This is a genomic window from Paenibacillus sp. Z6-24 (assembly GCF_054161335.1).
Genome location: NZ_CP096398.1, coordinates 4,114,489 through 4,140,894, shown reverse-complemented (window position 1 = coordinate 4,140,894; position 26,406 = coordinate 4,114,489). Strand labels below are relative to the sequence as shown.

Here is a 26,406-nt window from a genome sequence, read left to right as displayed (position 1 = left end):
TTGCCCAAGCAGCATTATGCACGAGTGGTATCGGCTTTCTTTTTCACCCAGCGCATCATATAGAGGTACCCCGCCATCAGGCCGACCACAACAATGATAATCCAGATATACTGCAGCACGACAGACATCTCCATCTCAGCGATCCAGCGCAGACCATATATGATCAGCGGTGTCGCGACAGCGACCATGACCAAGAATCCGATCAATCCGGCTGTCTTTTCCTGAGTGGAAGAGAATTGCAGATAACTGCGAATTTCTTTACGTTTGTGTACAGCGGTCAGCAGCACGTATACCAGGATGAGTCCCAGATTTGAGCCTACATTTAGCACAATAAAATTAAGCAGCATCAGCAGCACGAGAAATCCGGTCAGTTTCATATAATGACGATCCAGCCATTGCAGCATAGTATCCACCTCATTTTCTATAAATTTAGACGACATCCTTATATTCAATATTACGGATTGCCATATAGGCAAATCCCACACCAATCGCAGCAAAAATGACAGATACAATAGCAAATTCCCAGTTTGTGTTCCAATACATAGGCGGCGCGGCTGATCTCGGAAGTGACCCGTTCGATATATTCTGCCTGCTGATTGCGAGATCTTCTTTGATTACAAGTAAACGTTGATTCATGAGAACCTCCTGCATAGTGGTTATAAGGAATAGACGGAATAAAAGTCTGTAACCTAGCCGTAAAGCCGCCATATGTCATAGCTGCAAGGAATTATATGCTGTACTTTAATGTGCCGCGAGTCTTTCTTTACATTTGCCGCTGACCTACCGCTACTATATTAGACCAAAATAATGGAGGAAGGAACATTAGCGCCATCAACAGACATCCAGCAGTGAACCCGCTGGTACATAAGGTCCACAACTTTTGCAGCGCTCCATCAACAGAATATTGTCGAATCCGGTACGAACTAAGCAGGAGAATAGAGCCGGACAGAAAATAGTCTCGAGAAATTCGCAGAGGAACATCCAGAATCCCGGGTTCTATCCAAAAGCATCTGCCGTATCCCCTGCGGTTGTCCCATTCCTGCATTTCCATTCTGTATACATCCTCATCGTGCATCCTGCTGAATAACAGACAGGGATATGTAAGCACATACAGAGACATAGGTTGCGATTTCTCCATATCCGTAGCTATTGGTTTACAGGTATAGTAGCGTAGTACCTGTATTTTCCAAATAAACATTACAAAGGAGACTCACATGACGCAAAAGGTAAACCGTTACTTCATCCCGTTTCTGGCAATGGTCCTGGCATTCACATCGGCGTTCTCCAGCTATGCCCATGCGGAAGTACAGAAGAATGACGTCAATCAGCAGGCGCTCGACAGAGCCAAGTCTGCAGCAGCCATGAGTGAACAGGAGCGCGAGGAAGCCTTTGGTAGTATCCCGGATCTGGCCAAAAAAGAAGCCGCCCTGTCCGAGTCGCTCGAATACAGCGCTCGTACCGGTAAAATTGCGATTAACCAGGTAAAAGCCAAACAACTGTACAATTTCTCGGATCAGGAAATAAAAGGGTATGCAGCCTTTCTGGACAGCCTGACCCCGGATGAGACCAAAGAATTGCTCACTGCCTACGGAGTGGATGTATCTGCCGCCGATACCGGTAACGGCGAGATTACCCCACAGATCGCTCCGATTATCTGGATCGGTATTATCGCGATCGGTGTGATTGCAGGCGGCGTGATCTTTACCGCACTGTATTTCAATCACCAGCAAAAGATGACGCTCATCAACAGATGCTACGATGAAGGCGGTACACCAAAAATCGACAGCCGCGATAGCAGCGGACTAAATGGCACAACCAGCAGCGGCGCAGCCGAAGGCGCCAACGGCTACAAATTCGAATGTGTGAAATAACATGCTCCACAATGTTTTGGCAATGGAAAGGAGAGTGAACTCCATGGGATTAACGATGCTCATGTACAGTCTGGCATTTCTCGTCGTCGGCGTCATTGTGCTTGCCTTTTATACGACCGTCCAGACGTACAAAGTCCGCAATCGCGAACTGGAACTGCAGCGATTGGAACTCCAGCTGGGCCACCAGTCTGATCAGCCGGCAGCCGGCTCGCATTCCTGATTGGATACACGGTAAATGAACCGGATACACTCCAATCGGATATGACTGCAAGTGGAAACTCCCTAACAGCAACCTGTCCATGCCGATTCGGCTGGGCAGGTTTTTGTGTAGAGCATATATTGGCTGTAACGCACATATTGGTATGGGTACAGGCTCCATAGCCAGGCTGCACAGCGCGTATTGGTATAAGCTCTACAGCCATGCTGCAAAGCACGTATTGGTATAAGCTCCAAATCAGGCGGCAAAGCTGTCTATTCGCGGCCGCAGCTGCACAACGAAGCTGGCTGGAAGCTTATTGGTAATTCGTAGTGAAATATAGTAGGGTAAAGGGAGGAACTATACATTACTGGCCAAAGGATGTGATGACCGTGAGTATAGACACGCTGTATTACGTACTGGCCCTGCTCGTCGTCGGAGTGGTCGTGCTGGCCTTTTACAATACCGTCCAGAGCTTCCGGATCAAGAAGCGTGAGCTGGATATCCGGGAAATGAAGCTGCGGCAGCGAATGAAATAGCATGAATCGTATGGACATTATAGACTCCCGACATATGTTGGGAGTCTATTTGAATAGCAGTTGTAACCAAAATGAGGTTTTACCGGACTGCTGCACAGTCATATAATGAAAAGAGTCGCGCATAACATGCCGAAGACGAATAACAGGGGACAGCCCGCATGGACGATCAGGAGGAATTGAAGTGAATCACAGAGAGACGATCCAACATCATATTCAGCAGTTCCTCACCGATCACCAGATCAACCTGGGCGAGCTGTCCACAGCGACGGGAATCAACCGCGGCTCACTGAGCGCAGCCATCAACGGCAATCCGCCCAAGATGCTGTCTGTACATATGCTTGATGCCATTACGAATTATATGGGTCTGCCGGAAGGTTATTATTATCCGTTATATATAGAAGAATCTTTTCAGGAAGGCGGACACTGGCGCCGAATCAAGGCACTGCTGATGCGGTGTGCGGAGATTGGGCGGCTGGATTATATTGAGAAGATTTTGCGGTATGTAGCAGACGATCTCAAGCAGATTCCGCTTATTTTCGAGACGGCAGAGGAGCTGTACCAGCATGAACAGAAGGAAGCTGCTGTGCTGCTGTATGAATGTGTCATCGAATGCGAACGTTCCAACCAGTCGGAGCGGCTGGCGATCAGCTACTACAGGCTGCTCCAGATGCACCGTTCCAATCCGGGGAAAAATGTGGAGGCAGCGATGCAGTTTCTGCCGCATCGGAATAAGCTGCCCGATCATTTATTGCTGGATGGACTGATTCTTCTCTGTCACTTTTTTGGGGCAAGGGAAGATATGGAGTCATTTATCAAATACGTGGATGAGCTGCTTGAGTTAACCCACAGGATCTATGAGAGTAAAAGCTGGCAGCAGGAAGGATTCGCTACAGATCGTCATTTTGTATACTACTATGGTCAGGCTTACCTGCTCAAATCGCATTATTACGAATTCAAGGAAGATTATGATGAATTCCGCCTGTATACGCAGGGGTATGAAGACCTGAGCTGGTTTGAAGATTTGGATGCAGCAGGGGAAAAAGAAGTAGAACATTTCAAATTTATCGCCAAAGCGAATTTCCTGTCCCTGGAAGTCAGACTCGGTAATCGTGGATTTATCCCGGAGTACGTAGAGCTGCTCAAAGAGAATGAAGACGAGATACTGGATGGATTAATTACACTGGTGACCTCAGCCAATGCCCATCACTATCTGATCGATGAATATCTGGCAGAATTCGATCAATATCTGGAAACTTCCACCGAACACTCCTTCCAGCTCGGAACGTACAAAGAAGAATTCAAAGTGCTGAGATACTACACCCTTAACCGGGAATATGCCCATTATTGTTTTCGCAAAAAGGAATATCGCAAAGGGCTAGATTGCCTGATGCAGTGCTTTCACAGTGCCCTGCGCCTGGATAACAAAGAAGGCATCCAGGAATCGATGAAGCTGCTGGAAAAGTACCGTCAGGAAGCCATGGATCAGTAAGCCATAGATCAATAAGCTACCTGATATTTTGGTAAATACTCGTTTAAATTTCTGTAAAAGGAGATAGATCAAAATGGAAGATCTGCAAAGTAAAGTGGATCGTCTGGAGTTCTACGTCGGTCTATTAAGAAATATTGCCCAGAACCCGGATGAATTCTCTCTGTTGGATTGGGTCATTGCCGAGAAGTTGAACGAGAACCAGTATGATCAATTGATGGAAGTCTTAAAGAAAGCGAATCATTCCCTAATGAAGCAAAAAGAAACCGGCAGTGGAGATATTCCGGGTTTACAGGAATTATCCACGCAAATAGCAGAAGTTCTGGCAATCGAGAATGCTCGCTTAAATGAGAAAAAGGTAGAGCATGTTATCCGAAATGCTGCCAAGCTTCCGGGATTTCACCTGTTCCATCATTATGTGGAGCAGCTCTAATATGGTTTGCTGGAAGTGTCAGTATCCATCATTTCCGTGTAAGTAAAAAAAGACGATCTACCTTGAGTGAGTGTAATATTACCCCTCAACGTAGACCGTCTTTGTTATTTACAATCCTATAAAGTGAACAAACGATACTCACCATATCTCCTGTTAAAGCATACCTCATAACAAGCGTACATCAACCAATGAATACAGCAGACAAATTGCAAGGAGTAAATTAATTTCCTAACCCGCCTCGTTCCCCGCCAGCTGGCCACTATGGGCAGCCCGTGTCGTCCGCACCCTGTCAAAGCTCCCATACTTTTCCTGCACTAGCAGAAACGCTACGCCCCCGATCAGACACGGTACCGCAAAGAACATAAATGCATTTTGCGGCGCCATGCTCGTCGCCAGTAATAATCCGATCAGCACCGGTGCCAGAATCGCTCCAATTCGTCCGACCCCCACGCTCACCCCAACTCCCGTCGCGCGGATCTCTCTTGGATAATATTCGGAAATATAAGGGTTCACCAGATTCTGCGTACCGACCGTACATGCCCCGCCAAGCGCGATCAGCACATACAGCAGCGCCGTGCTTGACGTCATGCTCAGCAGGACAAAGCATACCGCCCCGGTCAGGAACAGCGAGACGAGTACTTTGCGGTGACCGACGCGCTCCACCAGATACCCGCCGAGCAGCGACCCACCAATCTGCCCGATCGCCAGCACCAGGCTGAACGACAGGCTGGACGTGATGCCGTAACCCGATCCCTGCATAATCTTCGGCAGCCATGTGTTCAGCCCGTAGATCATCAGCAGACAGCTGAACACCGCCATCCAAAAGGCAAATGTACTCACCGCCCGGTTCTGGACAAACAGCTTCTTCACCGGCATGCCCTGCGCACGCTGCTGTACTGCCGCATATTCAAAGTCATCGCTCGCCTGGTAATTCCCCTGCGGATTCACCCTGTTCAGGATCGCCGCGACCGGTGCGCCCTGCTTGCGCACGATGTAGTACGACAGCGATTCCGGGAACTGCTTCCAGAACAGCGGCAGGGCGAACAGCGGAATGATGCCGAGCCAGTACAGGAACCGCCAGCCCAGACTCTCCATCAGGTACATCCCGACCAGCGAAGCCGCGATGCTGCCGATCGAGTAGCCGCAGTACATAACTGCCACCGTCAGCGCCCGGTTCTTTTTGGGCGAATATTCCGTCATCAGGGAAATGACCGCCGGCATCAGCCCGCCCATCCCGATCCCCGCGATAAACCGCATAATCGTAAACACCGCCGCATTCGGCGCCAGCCCCGCGAGCAGCGAGAAGACGCTGAACAGCAGCATACAGATCGCGAGCACCTTTTTCCGCCCGATCACATCCGACAGGGCACTCAGGACAAAAGCGCCCAGCATCATACCGACGAGCGTGTAACTCCCGATCGCCCCCGCTTCCACCGGCGACAGCCCGTAATCCTCCATCATGAGCGGCAGCCCAATCCCATATGTAGCAATATCAAACCCGTCAAACCCGATTGCAAAAAAACACCATAAAAACACCAACAGATGAAATTTGTTAAACCGGCTATCCGCGATAACCTGATGTGGCTGTACTGTACGCATCATCCGACCCCTTTATGTCTCTATTTTGCATGTATCATAGCATGGGGAGGGAGAGAGGGCGTAACTGTTAATAGTAATAGTCGGTTATAGGGAAAGGCTATGCCAACGTGGAAATATGTACGAGTTTAACGTATATTTTTATTTACAGATTAGAAACCAAGAAAAAATTTGATAAACCTTCAAAATATTTACTTTTACCTATATTTACAAAAGTGGTACTATAGATCCAGGTGATTAGACCTGATAATTTAATTTAGAGTATGTTTTTAAATACTAATAATTTAGAGGTGAAAAATGGAGAATGTTACTTTTTCAATTAATTCACGTATTTTAGAACACTTAGGAAAAGATCTTATTACCAGTGATGAAATTGCAATTACAGAATTGATAAAAAATTCGTATGATGCTAAAGCAGATCTAGTAAAACTTTATTTTTTTGATTCTGAAGATTTTATCAATTCTGAAAAGTTTCTTAATCCACTTGATTTAAAGGTCAAAGATGCAGTGATAGAGTCTTTGCAAGTAACCAAAAGAGTTATCGTTCTTGAAGATAATGGAGATGGTATGGGACGTGATGATTTAATTGAAGGTTTTTTTACGATTGGGACAGATATAAAGAAGAAAAAGAAAGTGGAAAAAGAAACAAATAATGATAGGTTACCCTTGGGAGAAAAAGGGATTGGAAGGTTAGCAGCTCAGCGATTAAGCCGAGTTTTAATTATGGAAACTACAAATGCAGTTTCTGAAAAAACACACATTGTTAAAATTAATTGGAGTGATTTTTTAGAATCGGAGTCATTATTAGAAGATATAAAAATGCAGTATTTTCAACTTGACAAGAAACAAATAGCATATACAAGACTTTGGTTTGTTGATTCTTATAACAATTTTGATGATTTAATAGATGATAAACGTAGTCAGCAACTTAATTTATTTGAAGAAGAACACGAATCGCAACTACAAATATCAGAAGAGTTTGGGTCCCTATTAGGCTTCCTAATCTCTCCTTTTGAAGAAAAGAAAGAAAAATTTAATATCCAAATTTATCTTAATAACGAATTAGTAACAAACGATTTTAATGGCGAAATTATTAATATAGCTGAAACATTGCATAGTTTTTCCTTTAATCAAGTAAATGATAAAGATATTACTCTAAAAATGGAGATGAACTTAAAGCCCTGGTACTTAGAAAGAGTACACTCTGGATTAATGGAAGCAGATGTTTTTAAAGATTGGAAATTGGATTCTAAGGAGTATAACAAGTTACTTAATGAGAATTTAGAACATTATAGTAAGAGTCTCATATTAGATTTAAATATTGAACAATTTAAAAATCGATTCAAAATACCTTCTGATTACTTAGATGCTTTGAAAATTCTCACTCCAATCAGCGGAAAGGTATATTCATTTAAGCGCTCAGGAAAATTATCAGCTATGGCAATATCTTCTGCAAAAAATTTAGGGCAGTTAAAAAGGAAGTTTACTATTCAAAAAGTAGCAAGATTTTTAGAAGCGCATAATGGAGTGAAGCTTTATAGGAATACTAATCGCGTGACTACTCTTGGCGATAAAGACAGTGACTGGCTACAATTACAGCAGGAAAGAACTAAAGGACAACAATTTTTCAGATTCGAATTAGGTAATGTTATTGGTTATGTAAGCGTAAATGACCCATATCAACATTATATTAAGGAAACAAGTTCTAGATTAAATTTATCCGATAATCAACATTCTAAAATTTTACTATCCTTTCTTAAAACGATATTTAATGACATATTTTATTCATTTAGCCAATCAGCTTTTTATATAACAAAAGAAATTTTAAAAGATAAAAAATTAGTCCCCGAACGATCGTTAGATAATTTAAAAATTACTGTTAATAATACTAACATTCAATTTGAAGAAACAAGTAAAAAAATTATTGAATTAGATAAAGCTTACAAAAGCTTGAAATCTACGCTTCAAGGTCATCACGATCCTAATGTAAAAACAGCATTAGAATATTTAAATGCTACTACAAAATCATTTAAAGATGCTTTTCATGATACCACTATACAATTGAAACGAGCAGGAAAGCTAGTATCAGAAGTAGAGAGTGAAAGAAAACTTATACAGGTAGAATCTTATAATAACTATAAGCTTATGGCAAATGGATTAGTTACAGAAGTTCTAACACATGAACTGCATTCTATATTTAGTAATATTAATAATTCAAAAGACCAAGAAAGTCACTTTGATAATATTATTAAGTATCTTCTTGAACATGATCAGTATTTATTAATCAGTGAGCATTTAAATCCTATATCTGAAGATTATTCTTTTATGAGACAAAGAATGAAAGAACTAGGGAATTTCTATGAGTTGATGGAAAAAACGTTTTTACGGAATGGTACAGCAGATGAATTTGTAAATGAAAATTTAAAATCATTTTTATCTGATTTAGAATCTCGTTTAGAAAATAGATTAAAAGAACGTGCAGTAACGATAGATTACTCTACAATTGACATGACTTGGTTTGTACCAAAAGGTGTATTGGTTCATATTTTTTACAATTTAATTGATAATTCTCTTCATTGGATTCATGAAAGAAAAAATAAACAGAAACAAGATAAAATTTATTCATATAGCGAAAAAGAGAGAATACAAATTCAACGACAAGATGAAGGTGTAATTTATTATTCGGATACAGGAACTGGAGTCCTTGGAAGAATGGAAAACACTTTATTTCAACCATTGGTGTCTGGAAAAGAGAAGGGAAGAGGTCTGGGAATGTATATCACTCGTAACCTACTAAGGTCTTTTGGAGGAGATATTGAATTATTGCCAGATAGAAATGTTTTTGGGAATCGTTATATATTCGCTATCTATTTGAAAAAAGAGGAAATTAATTAAGGAGAGGGTAATCAGTGCAAGATAGACTTGAAGAGTTAATGATGGGACTTAATATTGGTTTAGTAATACTTATAGATGATGATTTTACTATACCTGATAATATTAAAGTAGAAACCATAATCAATGATATACTTTTGCTAAAAGAGAGGAATTATCAAGACTTCATAGCTAGATTAAAAAGAGACGGGATGGATTCTTTAGCTAACAAAATTTCGGAAGCTAAAGAATCTATATTGAAGTTTTATGAAGAAGAATCATTTATGCAGGCATTAAAAGCTAAACAAGTCTTTTTTAAATTGAAAGATACAGACTTAACTCTTTTTGAGCAAATTAAATTAACTATAGAGGAAAAATTAAGTATAGAAGTAAATTTGAAAAATGTGTTTCTAAACTTTGGGATTGGAGTTCAAAATATAAGTAATTATAAAAAAATAAGAGGAATATCAGAAAATGTCTCTTTGAGAATATACAAATATATTCCAGACATAGATGATATATTAAATGAGATTCATATGTCATTACACTCTTCTGAATTCTGCATGTTTATAGTTGATAAAATGATTAGTGATGATAGTCAAGGTGGTATTAATTTTATTAAAAATGACTTGTTACTAGCTGAAAAAAAACCGGAAAATTTAATCACTATTATATACACTACTCAGCCAGAAGAAGAAAAAGCTGATACACGAGTAACAGAACAAGATTACTTTTTATTTGAAGTTGATAAAAATATAAAGGATAGCGAGAATATTATTGCAAAAGGATTGGCAATTTGCGCTTTTAGTATATTACTAGAAAGATTAAGTTCTTTGCAAACTGAATCTATAAAAGCAGCTAGTAGTATGGCCTTATCTAAAAAAGACAATATTATATACCTAGCTGGTATGGCACATAGTGAAGGTATAACTTCTTACGAAGCTATATTGAATTGGTTTAATATAGCAGCACAATATGAAACACAAAAAAATATTACTAGTAGTACTGATAATGAAACCTATAAATTTATTTTAGGTTTGACTCAATTTTTGGAGGAAGAACTCTTAACTGATAATTCTTCTATTAATATAGATGATGAACGTGATATTCAAAAACTTAATACTTTTGAATTATTTGATTATAGTGTAAATATGATGCATCGCCCGCCAGCCCCTGGTGATATTTTTGTTTTAAATGAAGAAAATTTTTTTATTTTAGTAGGGCAAGATTGTGATCTTATGATTAGAAGTAAACCTATTAAAAGAAAAGCTAAATATGCTGAATTACTAAAAAGTAATTTCATAAAAAAGCATAATAATGAAAAGGTAGAGAAAAAAATAAATTCTATTGAGTTTAATTATTTTAAAAAAGCTCAAGAAGATGATTTTGGAGTTTTAAAGGTTAACCTTGAAGGAACAGATACTGGCGACTTTGAGTTATTAGATTTATGTGTATATAATTCTGACGGTCAAAGTAAAATAGCTTTAAATTCGCCTCTAAACCCAGATATTCAAAGGTTCTTACCAAAATTTTGGAAAGAATATTATTATCAACTTCAACAAAAAATGAATTTTCATTTAAAGCATTTTGAAATCTTACAATCATCAAATATGGATCTGGAATTTTTCAACAATACGGATATTTCTATAATTGATAATATTTCGTTAGCTTCAAATCAATGTGAAGAAATAGTTTTTCCACTTAAAAGACTATGTCGTATAAAAGCCGAATTTTTAGATATTTTACTTAACTCGTATTGGGAACATAAAAGCAGGATAGGAATTAATACTATAGGCTTAACACGAGTTGTAGAATTACCTCATGTAAAAGTATATGTTAGATTTCCAGGACAGGAATACGAAGAATTGATTAATACTGATGAAACAAAAGAAATTGACTTCACATGTTATTTGACTAGAAAAAATCAGAGAGTAAGTAGTAAACCTTTAGAAAATGTTAAATTGTGTTTAGAAATCAAAAAAGTAAATGAAAAATTCTCAAGGCTAGACTGCGTAACATCAGAATCTTTGATTATCGAAAAAAATCAATTTGTTCATCCGTCTACTGACATAAGATTTAATAAGATCACAAATGCAAATAATAAAAATAATATCGAAAGAATCGATATTGAAATACCTTATATAATCAGAAGGGGAGATGAAATTCGTAAACATCATAAAGAAAAATTTACTTTGGAAGATATTATATTGAAAGAAGAATTAAATAAGCTTACTATTTCTAAACAAAATTTAACTTATATTGTAGAAGGAAAGGACAAAAATAATCCTTTATATTCAGAAGGAAAACCAATTGGAATAGAAGTAAAACATCTGGTTAAAGGGATATATATTGAAGGAATTAATTGTAAGATAAAAATAGATAAACAAGGGGAAGTATTAGTTACTGATAAATAAATTATAATTACATGATCCTAAATAGATGAGTTATTTTGTAAGATATAAAAATAACTCATCTTATATATTTGCATAGGATTTTAAAATCACATTCTCAAACTAATTTTTATTACTCTAATTTCTCAATATATAATATAATTCTATTATTAAATCGTAACTTAAATACAAATATATAAAGTTATTGTATTTGGAAAGATTAGAGGTAAATTAATGAGATTATTAGACAAAAGAAGTTACTCAATCATATCGCTATTTTCTGGTGGTGGTTTTTTAGATGTTGGGTTTATGAATAATGGATTTCAAATTCAAGCTGCTCATGAAATAGATTTGAAATTTATCCAAGCATATAATTTTGCACTTTCAAATTATGTATCTAATTCTAAAAATCCTTATTTTTCAGAGAATATAATTACTCATTCTTTAGTTAATGATTCTACAGACGTATCAGACATATTTGTACAGTATAAAATAGGAAAAGATTATAAAGGAATTGAAGGGGTCATAGGAGGCCCCCCTTGTCAAGATTATTCTATAGGAGGTAAAAATATAGGAATAATTGGCGAACGTGGTAAATTGATCTTAAGCTACTATAGCATAATTGAAAAAGTTAAACCTTTATTTTTGTTGTTTGAAAATGTAGAGGGATTATACAGAACTAAATCTCATAGAGAAAATTTTTTAGATTTAATAACCAACATAGAAAAATTAGGATACACTGTTTGGTATGATATAATTAACCCTTTAAATTATGGGTTTCCTCAAGACCGACCAAGAATAATTGTAGTGGCATTTCTAAATCAAGTAGTTGAACATATGCAAAGTAAGGGTTTTGTTTTAGAACGAAATAATGATATTTTAAAAAGAAATAGTGATGATAGATTTATTTTTAGATGGCCATTAATAAAATTTGAAAATCCGAAAATATTTCAATGGCCAAAGAAATGGGAGTTTGGAAGTACCGTTTTTGAAGAAGCTAAATTAATTCCAGAAGAGTTTTCGAGCTTATTAGTGAAAAATGCTATAGAAAATATACAAGAAAATTTTCCTAATCAAAATGAAGTGTTTAATCCTTTCTCTAAAAAATTTCAAGAGATTCAAGAAGGTGATACGCAGAGAAAGTCTTTTAAAAGGATTCATAGGTATAGATTTAGTCCAACGGTAGCTTATGGAAATAATGAAGTTCACTTACATCCTACTTTGCCAAGAAGATTAAGTGTAAGAGAAGCTTTACGAATCCAAACTGTACCAGATGAATATATACTTCCTAAGGACATCACGTTAACATCTAAATTTAAATTGATTAGCAATGGTGTCCCAACAGCACAAGCTGATTTAATTGCTAAAGAAATCAGAAGGACATTAAATTTATTTTATAATAACTAATATTGCTTGAAACCATGACCTTAAACTTGTCATGGTTTATTTTTTAATAATTTATAGGAGAATACTTATGACCTTACCAACAGAACTCCAAAACATTTTCATACACAAACAAAAATCATACAAAATGGTCCTCATCCTCATACTCATAGAAGAAATGCGAGCGAGCCGTGAACGCGAAGTGTCCATGACTCGTATCAAAGAACGCTTTCTGGACTATTTCCAAAAACGTGAAGCCAGAAGCGAGCCAGTAGATGCACCGCCATCCCGAATGGCTTTCCGCTGGGCAGACCTGCCTTTGAACAGAGTACAGTACGTAATCGATACACCTATCGAGGCACTATCCTCCATCCTGGACTATCCCAACTCCGGCTACACGATCGGCTTCAAGCCGGAGATCTACGACCAGCTCAATCCGGCTGTACTGGACGAACTGTATCACTTCACCCTCGATGAGCTGGATGCCTACTATGCGCCGCCGCAGTCGGATTTCTCGCTGCGTGAGGACCTGATGAACATCATTCGCAATTACCAGCAGGCCAAGGCGCAGTCGCTGTCCGGGCATCCGCTGGCCGAGTATGTGCGGCGGGATATACCGGAGCATTTGAAGTCGCTACCGTTTATCCATAATCATTTCAAAGTCCAGGGATCGGTGGGGCGTGGCAACTGGGCGACCATACCCTGGATTGCGGTGCTGTACCCGCAGATTACGGATACGATCCAGCGCGGTGTATATGTAGCGTATCTGTTCTCGGCAGATATGAAGCGGATCTATCTCACGCTCAACCAGGGACTGGGCGAGGCGCGCAGTCAGCTGGGACGCGGGGAGGGACTGGCTTATCTGCAGGAGCGTACGCAGGAGATTCGTTCCCGGCTGCCGGCCAGCCGGATGAAGATGTCGGATGATATCGAACTGGGAGACGGGCGGCTCGGAGATGATTACCAGATGTCGACAATTGCCTATTTCCACTATGAAGCCGATCATCTGCCGGATAATGAGCAGTTGATCACGGATCTGTGGGATGCGATGGACAGTTATATGTTCTATATCGAGAGCACGGCGATTACACCGAATACGGTATGGAGCAGTCAGATCCGTGAAGAGAGCAATGCGGACTCGTATTCACCGCGTATTCGTGACCGGGATGTACGGGAGACACTGGAGCATATTCAGCAGTATGTGTTCCAGCGGGGCTTTTATTTCCCGGAGTCGCTGACGCACAACTTCTATCTGTCGCTGAAGACGCGGCCGTTTGTCATTCTGGCAGGCATCTCCGGTACGGGCAAGACGCGGCTGGTCCGCCTGTTCGCGGAGGCAGTAGGGGCTACCGCAGATAACGGACAGTTCCGGCTGATACCGGTACGTCCGGACTGGAGCGATCCGGCAGATCTGATCGGGTACAAGGATCTGTCCGGTGTGTTCAAGCCGGGACCGCTCACGATGGTCATTGCGGAAGCTTCGCGGCGGGAGAACCGGAAGAAGCCGTATTTTGTCTGTCTGGATGAGATGAATCTGGCGCGGGTGGAGCATTATTTTAGCGATATGATGAGCCTGCTGGAGACGCAGCACTGGATGGAGGATGGAACTCGCCAGACAGGAGCACAGCGGGAGAGCAGGCTGGATACGGGACATATGTCTGTTTCCGCTGGAGGGCAGTCGAGAGATTCGGTTCGTCCGCGGAATGGGAGCAGTGTGCAGACAGCGCAGGGACGGTATATTGTAACCGATCCGCTTATTTCCGAGGGAGCGCTCGACAACGAAGAAGACCAGTCCCGCTACGGCCACCTCGGCATCCCGGAGAATGTCTATATCGTCGGGACGGTCAATATGGACGAGACGACGTATCCGTTTAGCAAGCGGGTGCTGGATCGGGCGAATACGATTGAATTCAACGCGATCGATCTCATGCAGCTGCCGAGTCTCACCGGGGACAGCCAGCAGTTGGTGGATGTGGTGCCGGTGGAGCAGTCTTTCCTGCGCAGTGACTATTTGCAGCTGATCGATGCGCTGCAGGATCACCAGGAGCTGATCATTCGCACGACCGAGCGGCTGGTGGCGGTCAATGAGATTCTGGAGGATATTCATGCGCATGTGGGCTTCCGGATTCGGGATGCGGTGTGCTTTTACCTTGTGTACAACGAGCGCTTTGGTCTGATGACCGAAGAGGCTGCCTTCGATCTGCAGCTGCTGCAGAAGATTCTGCCGCGCATCCAGGGCAGTCAATCCGGCGTGCGGCGTGCACTGGTGAATCTATTGAAGCTCTGCCTGAAGGGGAGTGTACGCATTCCTTCGCCGCTGGAGGACGACGATGATTTCTGGAGTCGGTGGAGCCGGGGCGGGACGCCGCCGGAGGCGCGGTATCCGGAGAGTGCGCGCAAGCTGGTGTATATGATCCGGCGGCTGGATGAGGATGGGTTCACATCCTACTGGGTGTCCTGATGATCTCTGCAGGAGGTGCGTATGAATCTGAATAACAGTGTGAATCTGCTGGAGATCCAGACGAGCATCGGGAGCATCTATATGCAGGGGAGGCCGTACCATCCGGCGGTCGAGACGCTGCAGCTGCACCGGGAAGACGGAGAGTGGGTAGATGCGCATCTGAAGTGTATGGCGCTGTCGCCGGAGATTGAGGTGCAGTCGGTGCAGGTCTTTTCGCCGGTGGACGGGCAGCTGGTGCCGTGGACGGCAGGTGCGGCGGTGCTGCCGTGCTTTTACGAGCAGCAGGAGTATGAGTTTGTGTTCGAGCGGGCAGATGACGTGGAGTGGTCGGTGACCTTTTACCATGATAACCGGCAGCTGCGGGAAGCGGTCACGCCCAAGGGCAAGCGGCTGCTGTCCGGGATGCTGAACTTTCGCAATGAAGTGGGCTTTACGGAACTGGAGCTGCGGGCGAATGGACAGCGGCTGCTTGCGATCGAGCTGGAGGTGTTCCCGTCCAAGCTGGATTACAAGCAGGACTATGTCGCTCTGCTGCGCGAGGTGAACGAGCAGGTGTACAATCTGTCCTTTGACTTTCTCAAGCGTACGTACCAGTCGGTCTCGCTGCGGGAGAGTGAGCACCAGAGTCTGAGTGAATTCTTCTCGATTATCTCGCATCTGTTCGGGCAGATGGAGCGGGCGATGGAGCGGATCGCGGCCCAGCCGCATCACCAGATGAACCGGGAGCTGGAGCTGCGCAATGCCTCCCTCGTCAAACGGGCGAGCCGGCGTAACAGCAGCTATCTGGCCCGTCATCCACAGCATCTGGAGAAGCTGCAGCGCCGTTCGTGGATGGAGCGTGGTTCTCTATCCGGTGGAGATAGTGCTGCTGGCTCCAGGGAAGATGGCCGTACTGGGCGAAATCTGCCGGGGAATCTGCATATTGCAAATGATTCTGTAGCAAGTGGGCTGACTGGCCGTCCCATGCGCGGTGAGGATGGAACGGTCAGCGGAGAACGAAGCGAACGAATGAGTCATGAGCAGGATGGACGCGGCACAATGCCGGACCCTATGCGGGGAATAAGGGATGGAGCAGGGGAGGACCTTTTCCAGCAGGACCCATCCCGTCGGGGAGCGCTGCATATTCGCGGCGAAGACTACCGGCCGACCCGGCTGCTCGATACGGTCAAGCATATCTCGTACGATACTGCCGAGAACCGGATGCTGCGCTGGATGCTGGAGCGTATTCTGGGCAAGCTGCATCGTCTGCGTGACCAGTACGAACAGCTGAACCGGCCGCAGAATTACCGCAGCCGCAGCTATGATGAGCAGTTTGTCCGCCGGGTGGATGGCATGATCTCACGTATGGAGCGGATGCTGTCTGCCGGCTGGCTGCAGCAGCTGTCCCCGATGCGCAGCATGAATCTCAGTCTGGTCATGCAGATGGCGCCGGGTTACCGGGAGATGTACCGGTATTATCTGACCCTGCTCAAAGGGCTGTCGATCCAGAGCGATCTGCTGCGCCTGTCCATGAAAGAAATCTCGCAGCTGTACGAATACTGGTGCTTCCTTAAGCTGAACGAACTGCTCGGCCGCAAGTACCAGCTGGTTCGCCAGAATGTCATTCGGATGAACCATTCCGGTCTGTTCGTGACACTGGACCGGGGGCAGCGTTCGCGGATGGAATATGTGAATCCGCGTAATGGCGAGACCTTTGTACTGTATTATAACAGTGCGCCGGATCGCAAAGGATCGCCGACTCTGCCGCAGCGGCCGGATAATGTGCTGTCCCTGCGGAAGATCGATGCCGGGAAGACGCAGGAATACAGTTTTATTTTCGATGCCAAATACCGGCTCAATGTTGCCGAGCCGGGCAGCGCCTACCAGGCGAGCTATGGATTGCCGGGACCGCAGGAGGAAGATATTAATACGATGCACCGTTACCGGGATGCAATTGTGCATGGGGTAGAGGAGCAGGGGAATATCAATTCGGATTGGAACGCACAGCAGGTTGCGGGCACAGATGAAGACGTAAATTGGAATGCAGGTGTAGATGTAAATTCAAATATAGATGCCGATATAAATGCAGATACAGATGCTGAAGCCCTTACCACCAGAGATGTGCCCGATGGTAATCCGCCAGCGACCGGTGCGACTGTCGGCCAAGCTGCCGATTCCGCGCGCATTCGTTACGAACGCAGCATGTATGGCGCATATGTGCTCTTCCCGTACGGCAATGAAGAGCAGTACCGCCAGCACCACTTTTATAAAAGTGTCCGGCGAATTAATGTAGGAGCGCTGCCTTTCCTGCCGAATGCGACGTCGCTGGTGGAGGAGTTCCTGCATGAACTGATCCAGGACAGCCCGGAAAAGGCATACGAACGATCCACAACGCCGCGCGGTACGGAAGAATATTACGTCAACAAGCTGCAGACCCACAACATGATCGTCGGATCGGTACGCGGACCGGAGCAGGTGAAGCTGGCGCTGGAGCATGGATTCTACCATGTACCGCTGAAGAACTTTGCCAATGCCCAGGTCATTACCCAATTGGAATACGTCGCTATGTACCAGTCCAGACGCAAGTTCGGTGCGCTGGGCATGGCTGGAATCCATTCCTACGGCCGTATTACCGGCTGGCAAATTGTGCAGCGGAGGCAGATTACCGAGATTCCGGCAGATGAGCGGCGTGGGGACCAGCTGTATGTGAAGTTTACCGTAGAGCGCTGGCAGAAACGCGAAGAGCCAATTGCACTCGGGGGACAGGGCATCTATACGCTGCTGTATACGAGCAAGTATATTTTCGACCGTGCCCATGAGCTGGCCGAACTGCGGCTGGAATCCGGGGAAGACCTGCGACAGTGGCGCGAGAAGCGCAGACAGGGCCGGGTCAAAGTATCGCTGGATAACGAATATGTCGATCTGGCCCAGCGTGTGGTGGATGTATCGGTGGATGAGCCAGAATAGATGGGATAGCAAGAATAGCAGTAGTAGCTTTAATAGCTCATACTGCTGAAACCATAATAACTGACCCGATAGAATAGACTATTCACAGAAAAAGCCGTAATGCATTCAGACGCATTACGGCTTTTATTCCTATTATTCATCTTATTATTCCAGTGCGAAGCTGCTCAGAAATCGCTTCTGTTACAGCTAAACATAGATTCAAAGCTACTGTTACTCTAAAGTGCTGTACTGATAAAGTACAACACTTATAGAATATAGTACTGATATAAAATGTATCATTCAGGGGTATAGATTGGCCAAGGTATACTGCCACGTGCAGCAAGCGATACTTTTAAATAAACCATCTGCTCTGTACCAGCATATCCAGCTTTGAACTGCATTACCCACGATATACGATTACTCCCTAAAATGCTGCAAATCAGCAGCATTATCTACCTAGAAAACCTCAACAATAAAACCTCAACAATAACTCCGTCCGCAAAGCGAAGAAAAGGGAATAGAGGCAAAGGACGACATTTAAGCCTGGAGATCCTCCTTCTCTCCCAACTATTCAGGATCTCCAGGCTTAACCGGAGGACGTGCCTCTATCCCTTTTCGAAGCGGATGATGCAATTACCGTATTCGAAGCGGATGCCCACAATTACCGAATTCGATGTTCCTCCATTGTGTTCCAACATGCTCTATAAGCATATCCACCAGCAATACATTCCCATCTTATGTATAACGCAACACCTCTCCTACCACTTCCAGATCACCCAAAACAACAACCCAAGCACAACAAACGCCATCACCGGATTCATGAACTTGGTCAGCCAGATCGCCATGGTGAAAGTAGCAATAGTCAGATAGCCAAGCCACTCTTCATGCTTGATATTTCTACGTTGATACAGCAGATGCACATAGCCGATTGGTGGAGTAATCAGGCAAAGTATAGTAAGAAAACCCGGGCGCAGATACCATTTCTTTTTTGTCATGTTCTCACCTCCAGAAGCCATGAATGCGCAGTGATTCATATAAGCATGTCCTTCGCTATGATCACTCCATCATAATATGGAAATAACATCCATATCAAGTTTGCCTGATACATAGTTTTATATGAGGCAGCAGATTATTTTCGCTGGCTTGGTATAGCATAATGAGGAAACATCCAACATGGTTAACATCCTGTGATAGCCTCTGCCCTGTATAATCTCCTATTATACTTTAGTCTGTGAAAGTGCTTGGTGGCAGATGAATTTTTGTTGTTTGTCTGTCCGACTGCTTCCATTCGCCAAAATTCCTGTTTATTTCCGCTCCATTTGCAGTAGCAGAGGATAGTGAGATGCCTCGAATTAAATATAAAAATACAGGCGATTTCCAGCTAATAAACACTCAATAGCTAAATTAAAATCCATATTTTACAATATACTCCATTAATTGATTAGCCTATAATCGACGCTGAGGAGGTGATTCGAGAGGGGAAAGGATGGTCAGTCGACAAATAGAAAACGTTTACTAACACGGCGAGGTCTTACTTCAACACAAATTTCACGGAAAGAAAGGTGAATGGATTGAAGTCTAAAAAAGGATTCTGGCAAGGTTTTAAGTATACGATGGCTGCGTCACTACTGGCAGGAAGTCTGTGGCCCGCGATGTATGGAACACCCGCTTATGCGGAAGCTCATGTGGATAATCCGTTTGTCGGAGCGACCGGCTATGTGAATCCGGATTATGCCAAAGAAGTTGACGGTTCGATTGCCAGAGTCAGTGATCCTGCGCTCAAGGGAAAAATGCAGACGGTCAAATCCTATCCGACCGCCGTATGGCTGGACCGGATCGACGCCATTAAAGGCGGATCGGCCAATGCCGGACGGCTCAGTCTGGAAGAGCATCTGGATGCCGCACTGGCTCAAAAGCAGGGCAACACCCCAATTACAGCAAGCTTTGTCATCTATGATCTGCCAGGACGGGATTGTCATGCGCTGGCATCCAACGGTGAGCTTCCTTTGACCCAGGAAGCATTGCAGCGCTACAAAACAGAATATATCGATGTGATCGCCGAGACGTTTGCGAATCCCAAATACCAGGATATCCGTATCGTCAACGTGATTGAGCCGGACAGCCTGCCGAATCTGGTTACCAATCTGAGTGATGCCCGCTGTGCAGCTGCCAATTCCAGCGGTATCTATGTCGAAGGCGTACAATATGCGCTGAATAAGCTTCATGCCATTCCCAATACCTACAATTACCTCGATATCGGTCACTCTGGCTGGCTCGGTTGGGATAACAACCGGTCAGCGACAATTACACTGTTCACCAATGTCGTGAGAAATACGACTGCAGGACTGTCCAGCATCGACGGCTTTATTACCAATACGGCGAACACGACGCCGCTGCATGAGCCGAATCTGCCGAACCCGGATCTGAATATCGGGGGACAGCCGATCAAGTCGTCCAAGTACTATGAGTGGAATCCGTACTTTGACGAGTCGGACTTCACGGCAGCATTGTACAACGACTTTGTCCGTGCCGGATTCCCGAGCAGTATCGGTATGCTGATCGATACCGGACGCAACGGATGGGGCGGACCGAACCGTCCGACGATGGCATCCGGCAGTGACATTAACACCTATGTCAATTCCGGACGCGTCGACCGCCGTGCTCACCGGGGCAACTGGTGTAACAACAGCGGAGCCGGTATCGGTACCCCGCCGACCGCCGCACCGGCTGCCCATCTGGACGCCTATGTATGGGTGAAGCCTCCGGGTGAATCCGATGGCTCCAGCTCCCTGATCCCGAATAACGAAGGCAAAGGATTCGACCGGATGTGTGATCCGACCTTCACGACTGCGGATGGCGTACTGACCGGCGCACTGCCAAATGCTCCGATCTCCGGCGCATGGTTCCATGACCAGTTCGTGATGCTGATCAACAATGCCTATCCTGTACTCGGTACGTCCACGACTCCACCGGTAACTCCTCCGGTTGGAACTGTACCGACGGCTCCAATCGGTCTGAAAGCAGCAGCCGGTGATGCGCAGGTGAAGCTGAACTGGTCATCCACGACAGGAGCAGATCACTATGTGGTGAAGAGAGCCACCAGCGAAAATGGTCCTTTTACCACACTGGACAGCAAAGTGACGACTACTCTCTACACCGACAAAGCCGTCACCAACGGCACTACCTATTATTATAAAGTCAGTGCCGTGAACAGCGTCGGCACCGGCTCCGATTCTGCAGCCGTCAATGCCAAACCGGCAGCTGTCGTCGTGGTACCGCCTGTAGATCCGGAACCCAACCCTAACCCCAATCCGACACCAGCAGGCAATCTGAGCGTGCAGTATCGCGCAGCGGATACCAATGTATCGGATATGCAGATGAAGCCATTTTTCAATATCAAGAATAACGGCACCACTCCAGTCAATCTGAGCGATCTGACATTGCGCTACTACTTTACACCGGAAGGTTCCCAGAGCATGAGCTCCTGGATCGACTGGGCAAAGGTAGGCCAGGATAACATCACGCGTACGTTTGGCAATGGCTATGTAGAGCTGAGCTTTAGCAGTGCAGCAGGCACACTACAGCCGGGCGGCGAGAGCGGAGAGATCCAGCTGCGTATGACCAAATCCGACTGGTCCGTGATGGATGAGAGCAACGATTATTCCTTTGACGCATCCAAGAGCAGCTATACCGATTGGAACAAAGTGACTCTGTACCAGGGTGGTAAGCTGGTCTGGGGCATGGAGCCTTAAAAAGTTGAAGTTAGCATGACGTTCTGCTGATTGTTCTGCAGAATGGATGGCAGAACAGCAGCAGAAACGGATAGAAAAAGAGAGACTTGAGACGATGTTGGTCTCAGGTCTCTTTTTGATGTGAAAATAATCGGCTGCATGTGCTGGAAGAGGTTACACTTGGACAGCATGGAGCATGGATAGCGATCCGGCTTGCTTTAATGAAACGCTTGTTACATTGAAGGGCAGGAGTTCATGAATGCTGTTCATGTGCTGCAGGAAAATGAAGTTCGCATCGTCAGAGGACCTGTACAGCGAGGACAGGGATGGTCCATTAATTTCCTCGACCCGGATGGCACACAGCTGGAGCTGCACACTTCCACCCTGGAAGAACGAATAAAGGTATGGAAATGAATATGCAGCTGCTTCCGAGATCGGACAGATTCATTGCTGAACGATAGAGCCAGCTGCTGATCCGCTGTGTTAAAATAGTAACCGTATCGCTGTCTTCCGAGGTGTCTATTATGACCGCTGGCCTCCCGCCGATACGTTTATTTTAATACACATGGAAAGGAGCATATATCGTTGGAATTTGTATATGCTGTTCTCCAGGGACTCGGGATGATTTTTATCGTGCTCGCCGTATTCGTGCTGATCACGCTGTTTCGCCTCTGGAAAAAGAAAAATAGATCCTGATCTGCGATCCGAGCTGTACAGCGTTGGATTTTACTACACCGGATATTGCGATAATCCAAAACTACAGAGCAATTAAATCTTGCATACATTATAATAGAAGAAAAGCATCCGAATTCTCATAAATCAACCTCAATCCGAACACAGAAACTCGCCGCCCAGAGCGCAGGAGAGAGACTTCCACCAACTCCCTCCGGTTAAGCATGAAGATCGACCGATGGATCGGTCATTTCAGTTCTCCATGCTTAACCGAAGGGAGTGACAGAATCTTTTTTCAGAGCGGATCAAGCACTAATATGCCTGACTGGTGCACCTAACTGCTGCAATTAAACGCTAAAGCTAATCGTCACATCTAATGAATGCACCTGAATAATGCAGCCTGCCGATGCAGCTCACCATACAGTAAGGGACTTTTTTACCTGACCTTATGCCGTATCCGTAACCATCTGCCCGATTCCACGCCTGCCTCTGCATATTTTAGTGAAAATAACCCCATCCCATATGCCCAAGTTACCGACGAATAGGATCAGAAGAAATAAGCGATTATGCATAAAGCACAAATTTGAATTATTTCATTTAGGACCATCCATTTCATAAGCCTCTGAGTTAAACGTTTTTATGCAAATGTTCCATTCCCCAGCCCCTTGTTATTTGTGATTTATGACCAAAAACTACCATTCGCTTCCTGCTTCACATTCCCTATGCTTCTAGATCTTTATATTCATTTATTGGCAGAAATATATTATTTTGGTTTTAGGCTGTATATACTGACGTAGGCAACAAGGTTCGACATCTTAGTTCAAAATCAGTGTGCTTCCTATACTGAAATCCAAAGAGTACGAACAAAAGGAGATTGGGAATATGTGGATGAAAACAGTTAAGAAATTCTCTTCCGGTATACTGGCAGCAACGCTGACAGTAACCCTCGCCGTATCGGCAGGAGGTACTTCTGCCGAAGCAGCGACGACACCGGTACAGCAGCACGGTCAGCTGTCCATCAAGAACGGACGTCTGGTCGATACGAAAGGAACACCGGTACAGCTGAAAGGGATCAGCTCGCACGGTATCCAGTGGTTTGGTAACTATGTAAATAAAGATACGATGAAATGGCTGCGCGATGACTGGGGCATCTCGGTGTTCCGGGTAGCGATGTACACGAACGAAGGCGGTTACATTTCCAACCCGTCCGTAGCCAATAAAGTAAAAGAAGCAGTAGCCGCAGCCAAGGATCTTGGTGTATATGTGATCATCGACTGGCATATTCTGTCCGATGGCGATCCGAATACGTACAAGACACAGGCCAAAAGCTTCTTCAACGAAATGTCTGCCCAATACGGCAATCTGCCGAACGTAATCTATGAGATCGCCAATGAGCCAAACGGCGGCGTTACCTGGAACGGTCAGATTCGTCCATATGCTGTGGATGTGACCAAATCCATCCGTGCCAACGATCCGGATAACATCATCATCGTCGGTACAGGCACATGGAGCCAGGACGTGCAGGATGCAGCGGACAACCAGCTGCCGGATGCGAATACGATGTACGCCGTCCATTTCTATGCTGGTACACATGGTCAGTTCCTGCGTGACCGCATCGACTATGCTCTGAGCAAAAAAGCTCCGGTATTTGTCACCGAGTGGGGCACCAGTGATGCTTCCGGCAACGGCGGTCCTTTCCTGAGTGAATCCAAGACATGGATCGACTTCCTCAACAACCGCGGCGTAAGCTGGGTCAACTGGTCCCTGTCGGACAAGAGTGAAGCTTCTGCAGCACTGGCACCTGGTGCAAGCTCGACTGGCGGATGGACACAGGCTAACCTGTCCACATCCGGCAAATTTGTCAGAGAACAGACCCGTGCAGGATCGACAACAGTAGGTGGAGGTACGACCACTCCAACGCCAACCACCCCGACGACACCACCGACTACACCGGGAACAGGCGGCGGTAATACAGGCGGAACAACGCCTACCCCTACTCCGGGTAACGGCGGCGGAACCACCAAGCCGGGTACCCCTGCACCAGTTAATAGTGCGATCTCCCTGCAATTCCGCAGCGGTGATAACAACCCTTCGGATAACGCAATCCGTCCGGTCTTTAACATCAAGAACAACGGCAGCACAGCCGTGAAGCTGAGCGATCTGAAAGTACGCTACTACTTTAACAACGACGGCAAATCCGGCGACCAGACCTTCATCGACTGGGCGCAGATAGGAGCAGGCAATGTAACCGCAACATCCAAAGCCCTCTCCAGCAGTAAACCGACTGCGAACCGTTATGTAGAGTTTTCTTTCACGAGTGCAGCAGGTTCGATCCCGGCCGGCGGCCAGAGCGGCGAAGTACAAGCCCGCATCGACCCGTCCGACTGGAGCAACTTTGACGAGACCAACGACTACTCCTACAACAACGGCAGCACTTCCTTTGCCACCTACAACAAAGTAACTGTCTATAACCAGGACAAACTGGTATGGGGCGTTACTCCGTAAAGCTGAACGAAGGCAGGCGCAGCAGAGATAATTAGCAGTAAGCAATCTAGCGATGGATAAATATGAAAAAGGACATGAGCGAATTAACGCGCATGTCCTTTTTTTGTGTTTAAAAATAACGAAGTTGCAGCAAAGAGGAGGACCGTACGAGCCTCTACAAGCATATTTCCATGAAAATATTAAACAAGTACGCAATGAGCTAGATCAATTATACTTTTGAAAACGAGAAAAACCGCCGGTCATAGTGGCAGCAACCCTATCCGGCGGTTTTTCTTATAATATGCGGTTAGAAGCGATTGTCTTGTATATCTGCTGATCTTTTCAGCTATATACAAAGTCGTCTGTATTCTGTAATCCTTTAATCCAGCAGTCCAACCATTTGCAGACCGTGCAGAATACCATCTTCATCCACATTTTTGGTGACATGTCGTGCTACTGCCTTGGCGGCCTCTTCGCCGTTACCCATGGCAACACTGTTGTAGATCTGCTTGAGCATCTCCACATCGTTCAGCCCGTCGCCAAAAGCATACTGGCGTTCCCGCGGGAAGCCCAGCTTGTCGGTGATTTTGGAGATGCCGTTTGCTTTGGAGCCGCCGGAAGGCAGTACGTCGACAGACATCGGATGCCAGCGGATAAAGTCAAATGCCTTGAAATCAGCTTCGTACTGCTGCTCGGCACCTTCCAGGCAGAACAGCAGGCACTGGTAGATCTCCCGCTCCTGGTAATAAGACGGGTCAAAGCTCGGGAATTTGCCGACCTGCAGCGTCTTGATACTGGTCGTAATATATTCATGCTCTTCCGGTACGTTGGAGTGCATATTATCCGCATCCATATAGACGATCGGGTTTTCTTTTTCAATCGCCCGTTCGGTCAGCTGCTGGAGCGCGTCGGCATTCAGCGGATTGGTATAAATGACCTCACCACGCAGCACGACATACTGTCCGTTGTAGCTGACATACGTGTCAATCTCCAGCTCTTTGCGAATATCTTCAAACATAAACGGCGCACGACCGGTAGCAATGGCTACTTCGTGACCGCGTGCACGCAGGTCGAATACAGCTTTTTTGGTGGAAGCGGGAATTTCTTTGTTGTGATCCAGCAGAGTTCCGTCAATATCGAAGAAAATAATGCTTTGTTCAGACATGGGCAGCTCCTATCCACTACTCTATATTTGTTATACGAAGAGGGTATTCCGCAGAATACCCACATATATACCCATTATAGCAAGGATGGAACGTGCTTGTCCCGTTATTGGGGGAAATGATCCTGCAAATCCACCAGAGAGGAGGCGTGTCGTTCTATATCTGTCCGGTCATTCGCCGGAAGCAGGCAGATGGTCTGGCGCTC

Annotated in this window: 18 protein-coding genes; 13 read left to right on the top strand and 5 right to left on the bottom strand. The window is 45.0% G+C overall.

Annotated elements, in window-relative coordinates:
• Positions 1-14 precede the first annotated feature (14 nt).
• A complete protein-coding gene (locus M1D61_RS17940; protein WP_458119968.1) occupies positions 15-404 on the bottom strand; it encodes a hypothetical protein in 390 nt (129 codons plus the stop codon).
• Between the two features lie 25 nt (positions 405-429).
• Entirely contained in the window at positions 430-636 is a 207-nt protein-coding gene (locus M1D61_RS17935) for a hypothetical protein (RefSeq protein ID WP_458119967.1), read from the bottom strand.
• 578 nt (positions 637-1,214) lie between these two features.
• Here M1D61_RS17935 and M1D61_RS17930 point away from each other — a divergent pair.
• The 5 genes from M1D61_RS17930 (at position 1,215) to M1D61_RS17910 (ending at position 4,525) form a co-directional block, all read left to right on the top strand.
• Entirely contained in the window at positions 1,215-1,871 is a 657-nt protein-coding gene (locus M1D61_RS17930; RefSeq protein WP_458119966.1) for a hypothetical protein, read from the top strand.
• 43 nt (positions 1,872-1,914) lie between these two features.
• Positions 1,915-2,091 (top strand): hypothetical protein, encoded by a 177-nt coding sequence (locus tag M1D61_RS17925; protein WP_458119965.1) that lies wholly within the window; start codon positions 1,915-1,917, stop codon positions 2,089-2,091.
• A gap of 368 nt (positions 2,092-2,459) precedes the next feature.
• Entirely contained in the window at positions 2,460-2,606 is a 147-nt protein-coding gene (locus M1D61_RS17920) for a hypothetical protein (protein ID WP_458119964.1), read from the top strand.
• A gap of 181 nt (positions 2,607-2,787) precedes the next feature.
• Positions 2,788-4,095, top strand: coding sequence for a helix-turn-helix domain-containing protein (locus tag M1D61_RS17915; RefSeq protein WP_458119963.1), 1,308 nt, complete (start codon positions 2,788-2,790; stop codon positions 4,093-4,095).
• Between the two features lie 73 nt (positions 4,096-4,168).
• Entirely contained in the window at positions 4,169-4,525 is a 357-nt protein-coding gene (locus M1D61_RS17910; protein WP_458119962.1) for a DUF1878 family protein, read from the top strand.
• A gap of 228 nt (positions 4,526-4,753) precedes the next feature.
• On the opposite strand, the gene M1D61_RS17905 is transcribed toward M1D61_RS17910, so the two are convergent.
• Positions 4,754-6,127 (bottom strand): MFS transporter, encoded by a 1,374-nt coding sequence (locus tag M1D61_RS17905; RefSeq protein ID WP_458119961.1) that lies wholly within the window; start codon positions 6,125-6,127, stop codon positions 4,754-4,756.
• Between the two features lie 291 nt (positions 6,128-6,418).
• Here M1D61_RS17905 and M1D61_RS17900 point away from each other — a divergent pair, with 291 nt between their 5' ends.
• From M1D61_RS17900 to M1D61_RS17880, 5 genes are all read left to right on the top strand, one after another.
• The gene (locus tag M1D61_RS17900; RefSeq protein ID WP_458119960.1) at positions 6,419-9,016 is read left to right on the top strand and encodes an ATP-binding protein; all 2,598 of its coding nucleotides are present in this window, start codon (positions 6,419-6,421) and stop codon (positions 9,014-9,016) included.
• 14 nt (positions 9,017-9,030) lie between these two features.
• A complete protein-coding gene (locus tag M1D61_RS17895) occupies positions 9,031-11,406 on the top strand; it encodes a hypothetical protein (RefSeq protein WP_458119959.1) in 2,376 nt (791 codons plus the stop codon).
• Between the two features lie 210 nt (positions 11,407-11,616).
• Positions 11,617-12,789 (top strand): DNA cytosine methyltransferase, encoded by a 1,173-nt coding sequence (locus M1D61_RS17890; protein ID WP_458119958.1) that lies wholly within the window; start codon positions 11,617-11,619, stop codon positions 12,787-12,789.
• A gap of 154 nt (positions 12,790-12,943) precedes the next feature.
• The gene (locus M1D61_RS17885) at positions 12,944-15,226 is read left to right on the top strand and encodes an MrcB family domain-containing protein (RefSeq protein WP_458119957.1); all 2,283 of its coding nucleotides are present in this window, start codon (positions 12,944-12,946) and stop codon (positions 15,224-15,226) included.
• Between the two features lie 21 nt (positions 15,227-15,247).
• The gene (locus M1D61_RS17880) at positions 15,248-18,172 is read left to right on the top strand and encodes a DUF2357 domain-containing protein (protein ID WP_458119956.1); all 2,925 of its coding nucleotides are present in this window, start codon (positions 15,248-15,250) and stop codon (positions 18,170-18,172) included.
• A 737-nt stretch (positions 18,173-18,909) separates the two neighbouring features.
• Here M1D61_RS17880 and M1D61_RS17875 read toward each other — a convergent pair.
• Positions 18,910-19,146: a hypothetical protein gene (locus tag M1D61_RS17875; RefSeq protein WP_458119955.1), complete on the bottom strand. Its 237-nt coding sequence runs from the start codon at positions 19,144-19,146 to the stop codon at positions 18,910-18,912.
• Positions 19,147-19,764: 618 nt separating this feature from the next.
• Between M1D61_RS17875 and M1D61_RS17870 the strand changes: the two genes are divergently transcribed.
• The 3 genes from M1D61_RS17870 (at position 19,765) to M1D61_RS17860 (ending at position 25,059) form a co-directional block, all read left to right on the top strand.
• Complete coding sequence (locus M1D61_RS17870; protein ID WP_458122553.1) at positions 19,765-21,903, top strand: glycoside hydrolase family 6 protein; 2,139 nt, start codon at positions 19,765-19,767, stop codon at positions 21,901-21,903.
• Between the two features lie 234 nt (positions 21,904-22,137).
• A complete protein-coding gene (locus tag M1D61_RS17865; RefSeq protein WP_458119954.1) occupies positions 22,138-22,296 on the top strand; it encodes a hypothetical protein in 159 nt (52 codons plus the stop codon).
• Positions 22,297-23,436: 1,140 nt separating this feature from the next.
• Positions 23,437-25,059, top strand: a complete 1,623-nt coding sequence (locus tag M1D61_RS17860; protein WP_458119953.1) for a cellulase family glycosylhydrolase — start codon at positions 23,437-23,439, stop codon at positions 25,057-25,059.
• Positions 25,060-25,417: 358 nt separating this feature from the next.
• On the opposite strand, the gene M1D61_RS17855 is transcribed toward M1D61_RS17860, so the two are convergent.
• Positions 25,418-26,203, bottom strand: coding sequence for a Cof-type HAD-IIB family hydrolase (locus M1D61_RS17855; protein WP_458119952.1), 786 nt, complete (start codon positions 26,201-26,203; stop codon positions 25,418-25,420).
• Positions 26,204-26,406: the final 203 nt, after the last annotated feature.

Bases quoted from the DNA above. Each gene is read 5' to 3' on its own strand.
- M1D61_RS17940 (WP_458119968.1), bottom strand. From the start codon at position 404: ATGCTGCAATGGCTGGATCGTCATTATATGAAACTGACCGGATTTCTC.
- M1D61_RS17935 (WP_458119967.1), bottom strand. From the start codon at position 636: ATGAATCAACGTTTACTTGTAATCAAAGAAGATCTCGCAATCAGCAGG.
- M1D61_RS17930 (WP_458119966.1), top strand. From the start codon at position 1,215: ATGACGCAAAAGGTAAACCGTTACTTCATCCCGTTTCTGGCAATGGTC.
- M1D61_RS17925 (WP_458119965.1), top strand. From the start codon at position 1,915: ATGGGATTAACGATGCTCATGTACAGTCTGGCATTTCTCGTCGTCGGC.
- M1D61_RS17910 (WP_458119962.1), top strand. From the start codon at position 4,169: ATGGAAGATCTGCAAAGTAAAGTGGATCGTCTGGAGTTCTACGTCGGT.
- M1D61_RS17905 (WP_458119961.1), bottom strand. From the start codon at position 6,127: ATGATGCGTACAGTACAGCCACATCAGGTTATCGCGGATAGCCGGTTT.
- M1D61_RS17900 (WP_458119960.1), top strand. From the start codon at position 6,419: ATGGAGAATGTTACTTTTTCAATTAATTCACGTATTTTAGAACACTTA.
- M1D61_RS17890 (WP_458119958.1), top strand. From the start codon at position 11,617: ATGAGATTATTAGACAAAAGAAGTTACTCAATCATATCGCTATTTTCT.
- M1D61_RS17885 (WP_458119957.1), top strand. From the start codon at position 12,944: ATGCGAGCGAGCCGTGAACGCGAAGTGTCCATGACTCGTATCAAAGAA.
- M1D61_RS17880 (WP_458119956.1), top strand. From the start codon at position 15,248: ATGAATCTGAATAACAGTGTGAATCTGCTGGAGATCCAGACGAGCATC.
- M1D61_RS17875 (WP_458119955.1), bottom strand. From the start codon at position 19,146: ATGACAAAAAAGAAATGGTATCTGCGCCCGGGTTTTCTTACTATACTT.
- M1D61_RS17870 (WP_458122553.1), top strand. From the start codon at position 19,765: ATGGCTGCGTCACTACTGGCAGGAAGTCTGTGGCCCGCGATGTATGGA.
- M1D61_RS17865 (WP_458119954.1), top strand. From the start codon at position 22,138: ATGAATGCTGTTCATGTGCTGCAGGAAAATGAAGTTCGCATCGTCAGA.
- M1D61_RS17860 (WP_458119953.1), top strand. From the start codon at position 23,437: ATGTGGATGAAAACAGTTAAGAAATTCTCTTCCGGTATACTGGCAGCA.
- M1D61_RS17855 (WP_458119952.1), bottom strand. From the start codon at position 26,203: ATGTCTGAACAAAGCATTATTTTCTTCGATATTGACGGAACTCTGCTG.